Source organism: Mesorhizobium sp. KACC 23794 (assembly GCF_052180275.1).
Lineage (GTDB): Bacteria > Pseudomonadota > Alphaproteobacteria > Rhizobiales > Rhizobiaceae > Kumtagia.
Window position 1 is genome coordinate 396,028 of the sequence record NZ_CP197465.1, and the last position, 14,603, is coordinate 410,630.

At 63.5% G+C, this 14,603-nt stretch carries 21 protein-coding genes; 10 read left to right on the forward strand and 11 right to left on the reverse strand.

From position 1 onward, the window contains the following. Positions 1-98 precede the first annotated feature (98 nt). From ACSBOB_RS02060 to ACSBOB_RS02075, 4 genes are all read left to right on the forward strand, one after another. Complete coding sequence (locus tag ACSBOB_RS02060; protein WP_442580810.1) at positions 99-377, forward strand: hypothetical protein; 279 nt, start codon at positions 99-101, stop codon at positions 375-377. 41 nt (positions 378-418) lie between these two features. Next, on the forward strand, positions 419-856 hold the full coding sequence (gene arfB, locus ACSBOB_RS02065; protein WP_442580811.1) for an alternative ribosome rescue aminoacyl-tRNA hydrolase ArfB: 438 nt from the start codon (positions 419-421) through the stop codon (positions 854-856). 91 nt (positions 857-947) lie between these two features. Further along, the gene (gene lysM, locus ACSBOB_RS02070; RefSeq protein ID WP_442580812.1) at positions 948-1,466 is read left to right on the forward strand and encodes a peptidoglycan-binding protein LysM; all 519 of its coding nucleotides are present in this window, start codon (positions 948-950) and stop codon (positions 1,464-1,466) included. Between the two features lie 163 nt (positions 1,467-1,629). Beyond that, a complete protein-coding gene (locus ACSBOB_RS02075) occupies positions 1,630-2,247 on the forward strand; it encodes an alpha-ketoglutarate-dependent dioxygenase AlkB family protein (protein WP_442580813.1) in 618 nt (205 codons plus the stop codon). Positions 2,248-2,312: 65 nt separating this feature from the next. Here the strand turns inward: ACSBOB_RS02075 and coaA are convergent, their stop codons facing one another. The 11 genes from coaA to hisB form a co-directional block, all read right to left on the reverse strand. Continuing rightward, complete coding sequence (gene coaA, locus ACSBOB_RS02080) at positions 2,313-3,272, reverse strand: type I pantothenate kinase (RefSeq protein ID WP_442580814.1); 960 nt, start codon at positions 3,270-3,272, stop codon at positions 2,313-2,315. 22 nt (positions 3,273-3,294) lie between these two features. Continuing rightward, positions 3,295-3,618 carry a phosphoribosyl-ATP diphosphatase gene (locus tag ACSBOB_RS02085; protein ID WP_442580815.1) on the reverse strand — a complete coding sequence of 108 codons (324 nt, stop codon included), beginning with the start codon at positions 3,616-3,618 and terminating at the stop codon, positions 3,295-3,297. Positions 3,619-3,628: 10 nt separating this feature from the next. Then, positions 3,629-4,423, reverse strand: coding sequence for an imidazole glycerol phosphate synthase subunit HisF (gene hisF, locus ACSBOB_RS02090; RefSeq protein WP_442580816.1), 795 nt, complete (start codon positions 4,421-4,423; stop codon positions 3,629-3,631). Further along, positions 4,420-4,995, reverse strand: coding sequence for a Uma2 family endonuclease (locus tag ACSBOB_RS02095; RefSeq protein WP_442580817.1), 576 nt, complete (start codon positions 4,993-4,995; stop codon positions 4,420-4,422). The genes hisF and ACSBOB_RS02095 overlap by 4 nt, the downstream gene beginning before the upstream one ends. A 79-nt stretch (positions 4,996-5,074) precedes the next feature. Beyond that, entirely contained in the window at positions 5,075-5,638 is a 564-nt protein-coding gene (locus ACSBOB_RS02100; RefSeq protein WP_442580818.1) for a Uma2 family endonuclease, read from the reverse strand. 12 nt (positions 5,639-5,650) lie between these two features. After that, positions 5,651-6,487, reverse strand: coding sequence for an arginase family protein (locus ACSBOB_RS02105; protein ID WP_442580819.1), 837 nt, complete (start codon positions 6,485-6,487; stop codon positions 5,651-5,653). A gap of 10 nt (positions 6,488-6,497) precedes the next feature. Further along, positions 6,498-7,226: a 1-(5-phosphoribosyl)-5-[(5-phosphoribosylamino)methylideneamino]imidazole-4-carboxamide isomerase gene (gene hisA / locus ACSBOB_RS02110; RefSeq protein WP_442580820.1), complete on the reverse strand. Its 729-nt coding sequence runs from the start codon at positions 7,224-7,226 to the stop codon at positions 6,498-6,500. 4 nt (positions 7,227-7,230) lie between these two features. Then, on the reverse strand, positions 7,231-7,521 hold the full coding sequence (locus tag ACSBOB_RS02115; protein ID WP_442580821.1) for a DUF1330 domain-containing protein: 291 nt from the start codon (positions 7,519-7,521) through the stop codon (positions 7,231-7,233). Next, positions 7,518-8,168, reverse strand: a complete 651-nt coding sequence (hisH, locus tag ACSBOB_RS02120) for an imidazole glycerol phosphate synthase subunit HisH (RefSeq protein ID WP_442580822.1) — start codon at positions 8,166-8,168, stop codon at positions 7,518-7,520. The genes ACSBOB_RS02115 and hisH overlap by 4 nt, the downstream gene beginning before the upstream one ends. A gap of 1 nt (position 8,169) precedes the next feature. After that, positions 8,170-8,661: a DUF2628 domain-containing protein gene (locus ACSBOB_RS02125; RefSeq protein WP_442580823.1), complete on the reverse strand. Its 492-nt coding sequence runs from the start codon at positions 8,659-8,661 to the stop codon at positions 8,170-8,172. A 4-nt stretch (positions 8,662-8,665) separates the two neighbouring features. Beyond that, the gene (hisB, locus tag ACSBOB_RS02130; RefSeq protein WP_442580824.1) at positions 8,666-9,265 is read right to left on the reverse strand and encodes an imidazoleglycerol-phosphate dehydratase HisB; all 600 of its coding nucleotides are present in this window, start codon (positions 9,263-9,265) and stop codon (positions 8,666-8,668) included. A 175-nt stretch (positions 9,266-9,440) separates the two neighbouring features. Between hisB and hslV the strand changes: the two genes are divergently transcribed. The 6 genes from hslV (at position 9,441) to ACSBOB_RS02160 (ending at position 14,600) form a co-directional block, all read left to right on the forward strand. After that, positions 9,441-9,992 carry an ATP-dependent protease subunit HslV gene (gene hslV, locus ACSBOB_RS02135; protein WP_442580825.1) on the forward strand — a complete coding sequence of 184 codons (552 nt, stop codon included), beginning with the start codon at positions 9,441-9,443 and terminating at the stop codon, positions 9,990-9,992. After that, entirely contained in the window at positions 9,982-10,500 is a 519-nt protein-coding gene (locus tag ACSBOB_RS02140) for a GNAT family N-acetyltransferase (protein ID WP_442580826.1), read from the forward strand. The genes hslV and ACSBOB_RS02140 overlap by 11 nt, the downstream gene beginning before the upstream one ends. After that, complete coding sequence (locus ACSBOB_RS02145; protein WP_442580827.1) at positions 10,497-11,102, forward strand: DUF2585 domain-containing protein; 606 nt, start codon at positions 10,497-10,499, stop codon at positions 11,100-11,102. The genes ACSBOB_RS02140 and ACSBOB_RS02145 overlap by 4 nt, the downstream gene beginning before the upstream one ends. After that, positions 11,099-12,271 (forward strand): hypothetical protein, encoded by a 1,173-nt coding sequence (locus ACSBOB_RS02150; protein WP_442580828.1) that lies wholly within the window; start codon positions 11,099-11,101, stop codon positions 12,269-12,271. The genes ACSBOB_RS02145 and ACSBOB_RS02150 overlap by 4 nt, the downstream gene beginning before the upstream one ends. A gap of 12 nt (positions 12,272-12,283) precedes the next feature. Beyond that, positions 12,284-13,594 (forward strand): ATP-dependent protease ATPase subunit HslU, encoded by a 1,311-nt coding sequence (hslU, locus tag ACSBOB_RS02155; RefSeq protein WP_442580829.1) that lies wholly within the window; start codon positions 12,284-12,286, stop codon positions 13,592-13,594. A gap of 70 nt (positions 13,595-13,664) precedes the next feature. Further along, complete coding sequence (locus ACSBOB_RS02160; protein ID WP_442583941.1) at positions 13,665-14,600, forward strand: DUF1402 family protein; 936 nt, start codon at positions 13,665-13,667, stop codon at positions 14,598-14,600. Positions 14,601-14,603: the final 3 nt, after the last annotated feature.

The window sequence follows — 14,603 nt, forward strand, 5'->3', positions numbered from 1 at the left end:
GCCTATATCGGCTAAACTTGGTGTTCGCGGTGCGAGCCCAGCGGCGTATGCTGCAACCCGCTATCTGTGATACGGTGGGCGGCAAGGAGATGCTGCCCATGCCGACAGAGGTCACCCGCGCGGAATTCGATGAACTCGCCCAGGAAGTCCAGGGCGAGAAAGTCGTCACGCGATATATATTGGAGCAGACGCGCCGCAATGGCGACGATCTTGCCGCTTTGAAGACGCGCGTGGGCCGCATCGAGGTCAAGGTCGACGATCTGGACCGAAAGGTTGACCGGCTGGACAAGAAGGTCGATGCGCTGGCGAAGGACCTTCCAGATATCGTGCGCGATACGATGCGCGAAGTGCTCCGCGAGCGTGACCAGAAACGCTGAACCTTGGCGGTGCAGCAGTTAGACTCATTCCGGCCGGCGCAATGAACGCTCCCACACGCATCGACATCGCGGCCGACGTCTTCATCCATGAAGACGATCTCGCCGAGCAGTTTATCCGTTCGTCGGGTCCCGGCGGGCAGAACGTCAACAAGGTTGCCACCGCCGTGCAACTGCGTTTCGACGCCGCGAATGCGCGCGGCCTGCCGGAGCGCGTGCGAGACCGCGTGATCGCTCTCGCCGGGCAGCGGGCCACGAAGGACGGCGTCATCGTCATCGAGGCGGACCGTTTTCGCACGCAGGAGCGTAACCGCGCGGATGCCCGCGAGCGGCTGACGGCGCTGGTCGCCAAGGCCGCGGAACCGCCTCCCCCGCCGCGCAAGAAGACGCGGCCGTCAAAGGGCGCGGTGGAACGCCGGCTGAAATCCAAGGCCGGCCGTTCGACGGTGAAAAAACTGCGCGGCAAGATCGGCGAAGACTGAGCACCGGGGGTATGTCGAGCCCGAGACTTTCCATTCCGCGCTTTCGATGCAAAGGTCGGCGCGATTCAACGAGCCATGGAGTGCCAACACGATGGGAATGTTCGACTTCGTAAAAAATGTCGGCAAGAAGCTGGGCTTCGGCGATGACGACGACGCGGCGGCGAAGGCCGAGGCGCTGAAGAAGGAACTCGATTCGCATGATCTCGGGACAGAAAAGGTCGATGTTTCGGTCAAGGGCGACAAGGTCGTCCTGACGGGCGTGGTCAAGGACCAGTCCGTCTTCGAGAAGGCCGTCATCGCCGTCGGCAACACGCTGGGCGTTTCCTCGGTCGAAGCGGAGGAACTGAAGATCGTGACGCCAGAATCGAACCTGAAGCTGGAAACCACCGACCTGACCGCGCTGGTCAAGGCCTCGACGCCGGCAAAGGAGCCCGTCTTCTACACGGTCAAGAAGGGCGACAACCTCTGGAAGATCGCCGAGGCGAACTACGGCAAGGGCAAGGGCGCCAAGAACACGGTGATCTTCGAGGCCAACAAGCCGATGCTGACGCATCCCGACAAGATCTATCCGGGCCAGGTGCTGCGCATTCCCGATCTGGAAACCGCCTGATCCGGCGAAAGCCCGGTTCTGACCCGAGGTAGGTTTCGGGTCGATTTGGAATGCAGGCCTGTTAGGATCGACGGCCGCGCGGCAAGCGCGGCCGTTCTCATTTCCAGCCGCCTCTGCTTTCCAGAACCGCGCCCTGGGCCGACATTCACGACGGGAACAGTTCATGCTCGTGCTTCCAAGAGGCGTCCGGCACATGCCGGGTTTCATAGATCACCCGGCGCAGCGGGCGCTGGTGGACGCGATCCGCGACGTCGTGCGCGCCGCCCCGCTCTACACGCCCGCCATGCCGAAGAGCGGCAAGGAGATGAGCGTGCGCATGACCAATTGCGGTTCGCTCGGCTGGGTCACCGACAAGGATCGCGGCTACCGCTATCAAGCGACCCATCCCGTGACCGGCGAGCCTTGGCCTCCGATCCCCGGCATGCTGCTTGCGCTGTGGCGCGAAGTGTCAGGCTATCCGCATCCGCCTGAAGCCTGCCTGGTCAATTTCTATTCGGAAACCGCGAAGATGGGACTGCACCAGGATCGCGACGAGGCGGATCTCGGGGCGCCGGTGGTTTCGATATCGCTCGGCGACAGTTGCCTGTTCCGCGTCGGCCAGACTTTTCGCGACGGGCCGACCATGTCGCTCCGGCTGGACAGCGGCGACATCGTCGTGCTCGGCGGCGAAGGACGGCTCTGCTTCCACGGCGTCGACCGGATCTATCCGGCGACCTCGGTGCTGCTCCCCAAGGGCGGGCGGATCAACCTGACGCTGCGGCGGGTGACGGTCCCGCGCTGAAGACTTGGCAATTCGCCGGACCGGCGCGTCATGAGCCGGCAAACAATACCGGCCTACCGATCGCGTCACAGCTTGCGCAGCGCCACTTCCTTGACGAAATGATCCTCGCCCTTGCGCAGGATCAGGTCGGCGCGCGGACGGGTCGGGAGGATGTTCTCGCGCAGATTCTTCAGGTTGATGTTCTGCCAGAGGCCCTCGCCGATGGCGCGGGCCGCATCCTCGGAAAGCTGCGAATAGCGGTGGAAGAAGGAGTCGGGATTGCGGAAGGCGGTATCACGCAGCCGCATGAAGCGGGAAATGTACCAATCGTGGATCAAATCCTCATCGGCGTCGATGAAGAACGAGAAATCGAAGAAATCCGAGAGGAACGGCACATATTTGCCGTCCTTCGGCAGGTCGCGGGGCTGGAGGACGTTGAGGCCCTCGAAGATCAGGATGTCCGGCCGGTCAATGGTGACGAATTCGCCCGGCACCACGTCGTAGGTCAGGTGCGAATAGACAGGGGCGCGGACATGCGCCTCCCCCGACTTGATCGCCGAGAGGAAGCGCAGCAGCGCGCCGACATCGTAGCTCTCGGGAAAGCCCTTGCGTTCCATCAGCCCCTGGCGGCGCAAGACGTCGTTGGGCAGGAGGAAACCGTCGGTGGTGATGAGGTCGACCTTGGGGCTGGAGGGCCAGCGGCGCATGAGTTCCTTCAGCAGGCGGGCGGTGGTCGACTTGCCCACGGCGACCGACCCCGCCATGCCGATGATAAAGGGTGTCTTGCGCACATCGCCGGCATTGAAGAAGGCCTTGCGCTGGCGAAACAGCGACTGGCTGGTTTCGACATGAGCCGACAGCAGGCGCGACAGCGAAAGATAGATGCGCCTGACTTCGTCGAGATCGACCCGGTCCTGCAGCGAGCGCAGCCGCTCCACTTCCTCAGCCGTCAGCGTCAGCGGGGTGTCGGCGCGAAATTCCGCCCATCGCTCCGCCGTGAAGAAGCGGTAGGGGGAATATTTCTCGGTCGGGGCGAATTGATCCATCTATCCTCTCGACACCGATGCGTCAGCCGGCACGGGACGCCTTTTCCGCAAGTCCCGATTGCCCGGTCCTGCGCTCCAGTTCGGCCATGACGTCGGCCAGCGGCACGCCGGCAACCGCCAACACGACCAGCAAATGGTAGAGAAGGTCGGCGCTTTCGGCGACGAGGTCGGCGGGCCTGCCCTGCACCGCCGCGATCACCGTCTCGACCGCCTCCTCGCCCATCTTCTTGGCGGCGCGGTCCATGCCGGCCGCAAACAGCTTGGCGGTCCACGACGACGACGCATCGCCCGACTTAGCGCGCTCGGCGACGATCTTTTCCAGATCGGAGAGGGAAAATGCGGTCATTGGCCGGCGTTTAAGCGTGTTGCGCTGCGAAGTCGAGTCGCATCGCGAGACCCGCAGCGGCCATATGCGCCTTCGCCTCCGAGATCGAATAGGTGCCGAAATGGAAGATGGATGCTGCGAGCACCGCCGTCGCGTGGCCGTCGCGGATGCCCTCGACCAGATGATCGAGCGTGCCCACGCCGCCCGAGGCGATGACCGGCACGCGCACCGCGTCGGCAACGGCGCGGGTCAGCGCTATATCGTAGCCGGCTTTGGTGCCGTCGCGATCCATCGAGGTCAGCAGGATTTCGCCGGCGCCGAGATCGACCACTTTCCGCGCGAACGCGAGGGCGTCGATGCCGGTCTTTTCGCGGCCGCCATGGGTGAAAATCTCCCAGCGATCGGTCTCGCCTTGGCCCGAAACCTTCTTGGCGTCGATGGCGACGACGATGCACTGGTTGCCGAACTTGTCGGCGGCTTCGGCGACGAAATCCGGATTCTTCACCGCCGCCGTGTTGATCGACACCTTGTCGGCGCCGGCCAGCAGCAGTTTCCGGATATCGCCGACCTGGCGCACACCGCCGCCGACGGTCAGCGGCATGAAACACTGTTCCGCCGTTCGCGCTATGACGTCGAAGATCGTTTCGCGATTGTCCGACGAGGCGGTGATGTCGAGGAAACAGAGCTCGTCGGCGCCGGCGGCATCATAGGCGCGCGCCGCCTCGACCGGGTCGCCAGCATCGATCAGGTCGACGAAGTTGACGCCTTTGACGACACGGCCGTCCTTGACGTCGAGGCACGGGATGACACGGGATTTGAGGGTCATGCGGGACGGCGCAGCTCGACGCCATCATAAAGATCGGCGAGGGACAGTTTGACGTCGAGCAGATTCAAATCGAGAACCTGATCTTCACCCGCCACCTCCTCGGGTTTTGCCCACGCTCCCTCATTGCGCCTCGACAGCCAGACTCTCGGTTCCTCATGCGACAAGATCAAATAGTAGAGAAGCGATTCTACATGCTGGTAGTCAGCCATCTTCTCCACGAAGTCGCGTCCATAGGATGAAGGAGAGAGAACCTCCGCCAGCAAAAGCGGATTCACTGCCGCAAGATCGGACCCTTGCGAACCCGATGTCTTGTGGTCGACGAAGACATCGGGATAGCGGATACCATCCGGCGTGCGGACACCGAAATCCGCGGACCCTACGCTGAACGCCTTCCGATCAAGCTGCTGACGAAGGGCATGAACAAGATTGGTCGCTATCTCAACGTGGTTCCGCGTCACGTTGATCATCATCTCGACAACTCTCCCCCGGACGAACTCGCGCTTGCCCTCACGCCCTTCATTCCAGCGCAGGAACTCGTCCGGTGAGGTTGGTGTCTTGGATTGAATGTTCATCGTTTTCGTTCAGATCTTGGAGATATCATCAGTGATCAATTTCGGTTGGGCCTCCGATGCATGCCACCCTCTGCCGATCTCAATTGCCGACAATACCGCGATACAGGGCATCGAGGTCGATGAGGATTGGCTTGCCGTCAATACGCAGGGTGACCTGGCCGCTCTCGACAATCTCGGGCGCCATCCACTGCCTGCGGTCATCCCGGGACCAGAGCCAGACGCGGACTTCGTCCTGCGACAGCGTCAGATAATGCTGCAACGTCTCCAGAGCCAGATAGTCCCGCGCCTTTTGTCCGAAATCGTCAGCCATTGTGGATGGTGAAAGCACTTCGGCCAGAAACAGCGGTGAATTCGTTGCGAGCGCTTTGCCGTCTCCCGAGAACGTCTCGATCATGACGTCCGGAAAACGGACTCCTTCCCCGGCGCGGACTCCGAACTCGGCCGCGCCAACGTTGTACTGCTCGACCCCGACCTGGGACGCGAGTTGCAACATCAAGCGCGAAGCCAGCTGCCAATGGCGCCTCGTGACGTTGATCATCATCTCGACAACCCTCCCCCGGACGAACTCGCGCTTGCCCTCGCGCCCCTCATTCCAGCGCAGGAACTCGTCCGCCGTGGTTGGATGTCTCGACTGGATGTTCATGGTTTCAATCTATCAAATCCGCTCCAGCGCCGCCAGAAAATCGATGAGAAGCCGGCCGACAACGGGAGGAACCTCCGCCTTGGCGTCGAAGGCCGGGTCATAGGCCGTCAGCGTCAGGCCGACGACGGGGATGGAGCGGGCGATGCCGCAGGCCATCTGCCGGAGTTGATCGGGGTTGGGGCCGCCCGGCGCCGCGTAACGGTTCACTTGCAGCGTGTCCGGATCGTGCACGTCGAGGTCGAGATGCAGGTGTGTTCGCGAAACGCCCGCCGCCTTGAGCTTGCCGACCTCGCCCGGAGCGTCGCGAACGGCGGCCCTGATGATCGGCAGGCTCTCCAGCAGGCGCTTTTCGGGGGGATCGAGATCGCGCGCGTCGACCAGCATGCATCGGGCCGGATTCAGCGGCCGGAAGTCCGGAATGCTGGCGGCCAGCGGCTTCCAGCAGAGCCCGATCGCCACCGCCAGCGCCATGCCGTCGAGAAAGCCGTGGATGGAGGTTTCCGGCGTGTTGATGTCGCCGTGCTGGTCGACCCAGACGATCGAGTCGGCCGCCTCGCCCGCCACAGCGCCAATGGCGGACAGGCAGTTTCCGGCGAGCACGATCGGGAACCGCCCTTCGGACACCGCGGCGTCGGCCTTGATCGAAACGGCGCGGCACACCGCAAAGCCGGTCGCGATCTCACGGCGCGGCGATTCGCCGATCTGGCCTATGTCCTCGACAGCGACGTCGTGGCCGTTGAGCGCCAGCGCCTCGACGATGCCGCCGGAAATCAGCGCCTCGGGACCCTGGCCGAAACCGACATGGTAATGGCCGCTGTCGTACGGGGCCAGAATGAGCGAAAGTTTCATCGCGGGTCTCCTAGGCGGCCCGCAGCAGCGTCAGGGCCTCGGCCGGGTCGATGCGACCATCATACAGGGCGCGGCCGGAGATTGCGCCCTCCAGCTTGCCGGCGTCGGGCATGGTCATGCGCCTGATATCCGCCAGCGAGGCGAGCCCGCCGGAGGCGATGACCGGAATGGATACAGCATCCGCCAGCGCGATGGTCGCGTCCCAGTTGATGCCGGCAAGCACGCCGTCGCGGTCGATGTCGGTGTAGATGATCGCCGCCACACCGGCGCCCTCGAATTTCTTCGCGAGCTCGATGACCCCGAGCGACAACGCCTCGGCCCAGCCCTCGACCGCGACCTTGCCGCCCTTGGCGTCGATGCCGACGGCGATCCTGCCGGGATGCAGCCGGCAGGCCTCCTTCACCAGCGCTGGATCGCGCACCGCGACCGTGCCGAGGATGACGCGGGCGAGGCCCTTTGCCAGCCAGGCGTCGATGTGGGCATGCGTGCGAATGCCGCCGCCGAGCTGCACCGGGTTTTTGGTTGCCTTGAGGATCGCCTCGACCGCCGCGCCGTTGCGGCTCTCGCCGGCGAAGGCGCCGTCGAGGTCGACGACGTGCAGCCACTCGAACCCCTGCTCTTCGAAAGCCTTCGCCTGCGCGGCCGGGTCGGAGTTGTAGACGGTGGCCTGATCCATGTCGCCGAGCTTGAGGCGCACGCACTGGCCGTCCTTCAGGTCGATGGCGGGGAAAAGGATCATTTGGTCACGCGCCTTCGACGATGGCGAAATGCGAAGCCGAAAAGGCGCGGCGCAGTTTCAGCGCCGCCTGATATTCGGGCGAGTGATAGCAGGCCAGCGCCTTCTCGTAGGATTCGAACTCGATGATGACATGCCGGTTGGCGGCAAAACCCTCGGGGCTGGACGACTGTCCGCCGCGCACCAGGAACTTAGCGCCATATTTGTCGAACGCCGCTTTGTTGGCAGCGATGTATTGCGGGTAGTTTTCTTCGTCGAGGACCGACACCATGGCCATCCAGTAACCCTTCTTGCTCATGGCTTCCACCTCAGGAAATTGGCGATGAGAGCCAAGCCGAGCGCCTGGCTCTTCTCCGGATGAAACTGCGTGCCGGCCAGATTGTCGCGCGAAACCGCCGCCGTTACCGGTCCGCCATAGTCGGTTACCGCCAGAACCTCATCTTCATGCAGAGAATCAAGATGATAGGAATGCACGAAATAGGCGTGCAGGCCGTCGTCCCCGGTCCTGATCCCGTCGAACAGCGGATGCGAATGTTTCACGTGAATCGTGTTCCAGCCGATCTGCGGGATCTTTAGTGTGGGATCGGACGGCGCGATCTCCTTGACGTCGCCGGCGATCCAGCCGAAGCCGTACGTCACCGTCTTTTCCAACCCTCGCTCGGACATCAGTTGCATGCCGACGCAGATGCCGAGAAACGGTCTCGCCCGAGCGACCGCCACCTCCTCGACCGCCTCCCACATACCGTCGACGGCGCGCAGACCGGCGGCGCAGTCGGCATAGGCGCCGACGCCCGGCAGCACGATGCGGTCGGCGGTGCGAACCCGGTCGGCATCGGCGGTCAGGTCGATCTCTGCGGCGATGCCGGCCTCGCCTGCCGCGCGCTCGAAGGCCTTGGTCGCCGAACGCAGGTTTCCCGACCCGTAATCGATGATGGCGACGCGCATGTCATTTATGTCCGGGATAACTGAAGAGGCCGAGAGCCGGGCCGGCGGCATGGCGCGGCGCGGGCGGCTGCGCTGGGGCGATCACGGCTGCCGGCGGCGCCGACGCATCCGCATCGACCCCGCCGAAAACCTCGATGGCGTAGCGCGTCTCGGCATCAGCCAGCGAATCGGCCTCCAGAACGCCCCATTCGCGCCAGCCACGCCGACGCAGCGCGGCGATGCGCAAGGCGGAGCCTTCCAGACCGACATAGATCGACAGGAGCAGGGAGAGCAGCGAGCCTGCGGGGCCGAGACCGAGCAGTTCGGTCGCCGCGGCTATCCCGAACATGGCGGCGAAGGTGACGAGCGCCTCGATCACCAGCCCATGCCACAACAGCCAGAAGGGCGGGAAGACAAAGCCGAGCAGCGAAAACCCGTCCCGGACGATCCGCGCCTCGGCCGCCGCATCGTCTCCGAACGCGCCGGCCGGTTCCATGACAACGAAGCGCGCCATAACCCTACCCCTTGAGACTGCCCTTGGTGGACGGCACGGCATCCGGCCGGCGCGGGTCGCGCTCCAGTGCGTCGCGCAGCACGCGGGCAACGGCCTTGAAGCAGGTTTCCGCGATATGGTGGTTGTTGGCGCCGTAGAGATTGGTCACATGCAGCGTGATGCCGGCGTTCTGGGCGAAAGCATGGAAGAACTCGCGCACCAGTTCGGTATCGAAGGTGCCGATCTTCGGTGAGGAGAACGGCACGTTCCAGACAAGCCAGGGCCTGCCCGAAACGTCTACCGCAGCGCGCGTCAGCGTCTCGTCCATGGCGAGGTCGAGCGACGCATAACGCATGATGCCGCGCCGTTCGCCGAGCGCCTTCGACAACGCCTGGCCGAGCGCGATGCCGGTGTCCTCGACCGTGTGATGATCGTCGATGTGCAGGTCGCCCTCGGCGCGCACCTTCATGTCGATCAGCGAATGGCGGCAGAGCTGGTCGAGCATGTGGTCGAAGAAACCGACGCCGGTGGCGATCTCGCCCTGGCCCGTGCCATTGACGTCGATCGAGACGGCGATGCGCGTCTCCTTGGTCGAGCGGCTTACTTCGGCGGTGCGGGCGGCCATGGAAAATCCCGTTTGTAGCGAAAGCGCGAGCCTTGTAACAGCATGGTCCGGCGAATGAAAGTTGCCACGACCGCCGCAATTTGCATTCCGCGCCGCGCCGCATACATATGGCGCTTCATACCCTCGTATCGCGCGGATCGCCGCTCTTAGGGATCGCGCGGAATCGGAGCAACACATGTCGAATGAACTGACCATGCACGCCACCACGATCGTGACGGTGCGCAAGGGAGGAAAGGTCGTGATCGCCGGTGACGGCCAGGTGAGCCTCGGCCAGACGATCATGAAGGGCAACGCCAAAAAGGTGCGCCGCATCGGCAAGGGCGGCAACGTCATCGCGGGTTTTGCCGGCGCCACAGCCGACGCCTTCACCCTGCTGGAGCGGCTGGAGGCAAAACTCGAACAATACCCGGACCAGCTCACCCGCGCCTGCGTCGAACTTGCCAAGGACTGGCGCACCGACCGCTATTTGCGCCGACTCGAAGCGATGATGCTGGTGGCCGACAAGAACGTCTCCCTGGCGCTTACCGGAACCGGCGACGTGCTGGAGCCGGAGCACGGCGTGATGGCGATCGGCTCGGGTGGCAATTACGCACTCGCCGCCGCGCGCGCCCTGATGGACACCGACAAGGACGCGGAAGAGATCGCCCGCAAGGCGATGCAGATCGCATCGGAAATCTGCGTCTACACCAACAGCAATTTTGTCGTCGAAACGCTCGATGCCGCGTGAGGCCAAGCCCCGCTACAGTTTTCGGCCGGTAACCGAGAAGGATTTTCCCATGCTCGGCCGCTGGCTGCGCGAGCCGCATGTGGCGGAATGGTGGGATGACCCGGAGGAGGAGCTTGCGGGAATTCGCGAGAATATGGACTCGGTCTCGGTCGAGCCGCTGATCGTCGAACTCGACGGCAAGCCGATCGGCTATCTCCAGACATATGATCCGCATCTGGAGGACGACCATCCCTACAACGACCAGCCTTTCGGTACGCTCGGCCTCGACCTGTCCATCGGCGTGCCGGATCTGGTCGGCAAGGGCCACGGCTCAACGCTGCTCGGGCAATTCGTCGACGAGTTGTTCGCCGAGGGCACGCCGCGTGTCGTCATCGACCCCGATCCCGCCAACAGGCGGGCGGTGCGGGCCTACGAGAAAGCCGGCTTCAGACCGGTCGGCGAGCGCACCTCCGTCTATGGACACGTGCTATTGATGGCGCGGGACAACGAGGACGGGGATTTTTTATGACATCGACGCCGCCTGCCGAAAACCAGGCCTCGGCCCACAAGCGCGTCTTCCTCATCGGCCTGCTACTGGCAGCCGCACTGATCGCCGCGCAGGGCGTCACGCTCTACCTGATGGGCCAGCCGCTGATCTGCAAATGCGGGACGGTGAAACTGTGGCACGGCGTCGTGCAGAGCAGCGAGAACAGCCAGCACCTTGCCGACTGGTACACCTTCTCACACATCATCCACGGCTTCCTGTTCTACGGCCTTTTCCACCTTGTCATGCCGCGCGTCAATGTCGGGCTGCGCCTCGTCGGCGCCGTCATCATCGAGGTCGGCTGGGAGTTGCTGGAGAACTCCGACTTCATCATCAACCGCTACCGCGAAGCGACGATCTCGCTCGATTATTTCGGCGACAGCGTCATCAACTCGGTGTCGGACACGCTGTGGATGGTGCTGGGTTTTGCCTTGGCGGCGCGGCGTCCCGTATGGGTGACGGTTGCACTGGCGATCGTCTTCGAACTCGGCGTCGGTTACATCATCCGTGACAATCTTACGCTGAACGTCCTTATGCTGGTCTATCCGCTGGAGAGCGTGAAAGCCTGGCAGGGCGCGTTGCAATGACATCATTGCCTGGTTCGATCAATCCGGAAACGCTTGAAGCCGCGGTCGCCACGGGGGTCATCACCGCAGCACAGCGCGACCAGCTCCATGCGCTGGACCGCAACGGGCGGCTCGCCGTGGGCGGGGACGATGAATCCGGCGAGGAAAACCTGCGCCTGATCGGCGGCGGCAACGACCTTTTCGTCACCGTTGGAACGATCCTGCTGACGGCCGGCTTCTATTTCGTCCTGATCACGCTGCTTCCCGGCCAGCCTATGTGGATCGCGGCACTTGTCGCGCTGTTTTCCTGGGCCGTCGCCGAGATCGTCACGCGCCAGCATCGGATGAAGCTGTCTTCGACGGTGCTGAGCCTGTTCTTCGTCGCCGCCTTCGTCGTCGCACTGGGCCTTGAAGTCCTTGAGCGCTATCCGATCCGGACTCCGGAATCGATGTGGCAATTGCTGGCCCTGCGCCAGCAGGTCTCGGGCGCCGGCTATCTCTTCCTCGGCGGCGTCATGGCCGCCGTCGCCCTCTATTTCTGGCGCTTCAAGGTTCCCATTCTCGCAGGCGTCTTCGCGATCGCCGCGACGCTTCTGGCCTTCCTGCAGACCGCGCTCCTGCTCTATGACGGCGTGGCGGCCGGCTCCATCGCCCCGCCGCGGCTCGAAGACATGCCCGAACTGCTGCGGGCTGCACTCTACATGCCGCTCATTTGCGGTCTCGTCGTCTTCGCCACGGGCGTCGCGCTCGACATATTCGATCGGGAACGGCGCAAGGTATGGTCGGACTGCGCGTTCTGGCTCCACGTCGTGTCGGCGCCGATGCTCGTGCACCCCCTGTTCATCATGGCGACGGGGCAGGACGTGGTCATGGGCCGCATCGAGCCCGATGCAAACGCAACGATCATGCTGGCCGTTCTCATCACTGGATTCGTCTATGTCGCGCTTGCCATCGACAGGCGGTCCCTGCTGGTGCCGACGCTCGCCTATTTCGGTTCGCTCGGCATCTACTATCTGGTCAATTCGGCGGCCAACACCACCGGCATTCCGCCCTTCGCCCTGATCCTGCTGGTGATCGGCGCGCTGGTCATCTGCTTCGGCGCCGGCTGGCAGCATATCAGGCGCTTGATCATCGGGACCACGCTCCCCACATCCGTGCTCGACAGATTACCCCCCATCAAAAAAGCGTAACGTGTGCCATTCATGAGCAGCTTCTCCCCCCGTGAAATCGTCTCCGAACTCGACCGCTACATCATCGGCCAGAAGGACGCCAAGCGCGCCGTCGCCATCGCGCTGCGCAACCGCTGGCGGCGCCAGCAGCTGGTTGGCCAGATGCGCGAAGAGGTGATGCCGAAGAACATCCTGATGATCGGCCCCACCGGCGTCGGCAAGACCGAGATCTCGCGCCGCCTGGCGAAGCTCGCCGGCGCGCCGTTCATCAAGGTCGAAGCGACAAAGTTCACCGAGGTCGGTTATGTCGGGCGCGACGTCGAGCAGATCATCCGCGACCTGGTGGAGGCGGCGATCGGGCTGACGCGCGACAAGATGCGCGAGGACGTCAAGGCGCGCGCCCATATCAACGCAGAGGAGCGCGTGCTGGAAGCGCTGGTGGGCAAGACCGCCAGCCCGGCGACGCGCGACTCCTTCCGCAAGAAGCTGCGCGACGGCGAGATGGACGACAAGGAGATCGAGATCGAAGTAGCCGACACCGGCACCGGCGGCATGCCGAGCTTCGAGATTCCCGGCATGCCCGGCGCCAATATCGGCGTGATGAACATCAACGACATGCTGTCGAAGGCGATGGGCGGCAAGAAGACCAAGACGCGCAAGACGACGGTCAAGGAATCCCACGACGTGCTCGTCGCCGATGAATCCGACAAGTTGCTCGACCAGGACGAGGTGGTGCGGCTGGCGCTGGAATCGGCGGAGAATGACGGCATCGTCTTCCTCGACGAGATCGACAAGATCGCGGCGCGCAGCGACATTTCCGGCGGGCCGTCGCGCGAGGGCGTGCAGCGCGACCTGCTGCCGCTGGTCGAAGGCACCACGGTCGCCACCAAATACGGGCCGATCAAGACGGACCATATCCTGTTCATCGCCTCGGGCGCCTTCCACGTATCCAAGCCATCGGACCTGCTGCCGGAACTGCAGGGCCGCCTGCCGATCCGCGTCGAACTCCGCGCGCTGGAGAAGGACGACTTCGTTCGAATCCTCACCGAGACCGAGGCCAGCCTGATCAAGCAGTATATCGCGCTGATGAAGACGGAGGGCGTCGAGCTCGACTTCACCGAGGATGCCATCGACTCGCTTGCCGGCATCGCCGTCGACCTCAATGCCAGCGTCGAGAATATCGGCGCGCGCCGGCTGCAGACCGTGATGGAGCGCGTTCTCGACGAGATTTCCTACACCGCGCCCGACCAGAACGGCACGAAAGTCACGATCGACGCGGCCTACGTGGAGAAACACGTCGGCGACCTGTCGAGGAACACAGATTTGTCGCGGTTTATTCTGTAAGGAGCTAGAACCTCGGGCGGGAAGCTGGTCAATGAAAGCAAAGGTATTTTTAGCTGCGGCCTTTACGGCGATGATGGCGGTCGCCGTCCTTGTTCCCGATCTTGCTTCCGCCCAGACCGTCGTGCCGCCCGGCAACAGTTCGGTCGAGCAGCCTTCCATTCCCGGTGCCTCGACCAAGCGCACCAAATCGAGCGGCACGACCTTCGAGCGCAAATACCGCAAGGTCTACGGCCTGCTGAAAAACGACGCGAAGCTGCGCGCCAAGATCAAGCAGCAGGCCGCCGCTTACGGCATCGACCCGATGCACATCGTCGGCGCCATCGTCGGCGAGCACACCTACAATGTCGACGCCTACGACCGGCTCCAGACCTATTATGTCAAGGCTGCATCCTATCTCACCAGCAAGCTGCACTTCGCCTATGACGGCGAAGAGGTCACCGACTTCGTCCAGCGGCCGCAGTTCCAGGGCTGCGCCGACAAGACCGACAGTTATGGCCTGTGGACCTGCCGCGAGCGTGTCTGGAACAAGGAGTTCCGCGGCAAGACGGTCGGCGGCAAGTCGTTCCCGAACAACCGCTTCAGCGCCGTGTTCTTCCAGCCTTTCTATGCCGGCCAGACATTTGGCATCGGCCAGCTCAATCCGCTGACCGCGTTGCAGATGAGCGATCTGGTCAGCCAGGTCTCCGGTTTCCCGCCGCTTGAGGCGTCGGATCCGAACAAGGTCTACGAGACGATCATGGACCCGGACCTGACCATCGCCTACGTTGCGGCGACGCTGAAGATGTCGATCGACAGCTATCGCAAGATCGCCGGTTTCGACATCTCGCAGAACCCCGGCATAACAGCCACGCTCTACAATGTCGGCGATCCCGAGGGCCGCGCCTACGCGCTGCGCGCCGAGAACAAGGCGCGGGCGGCGGAAGGCAAGCAGCCGCGCATGCCCGAGGTCAACTATTACGGCTGGCTGGTCAACGACAAGCTGCCGGAGCTGCAGGCGCTTTTTTAGCAG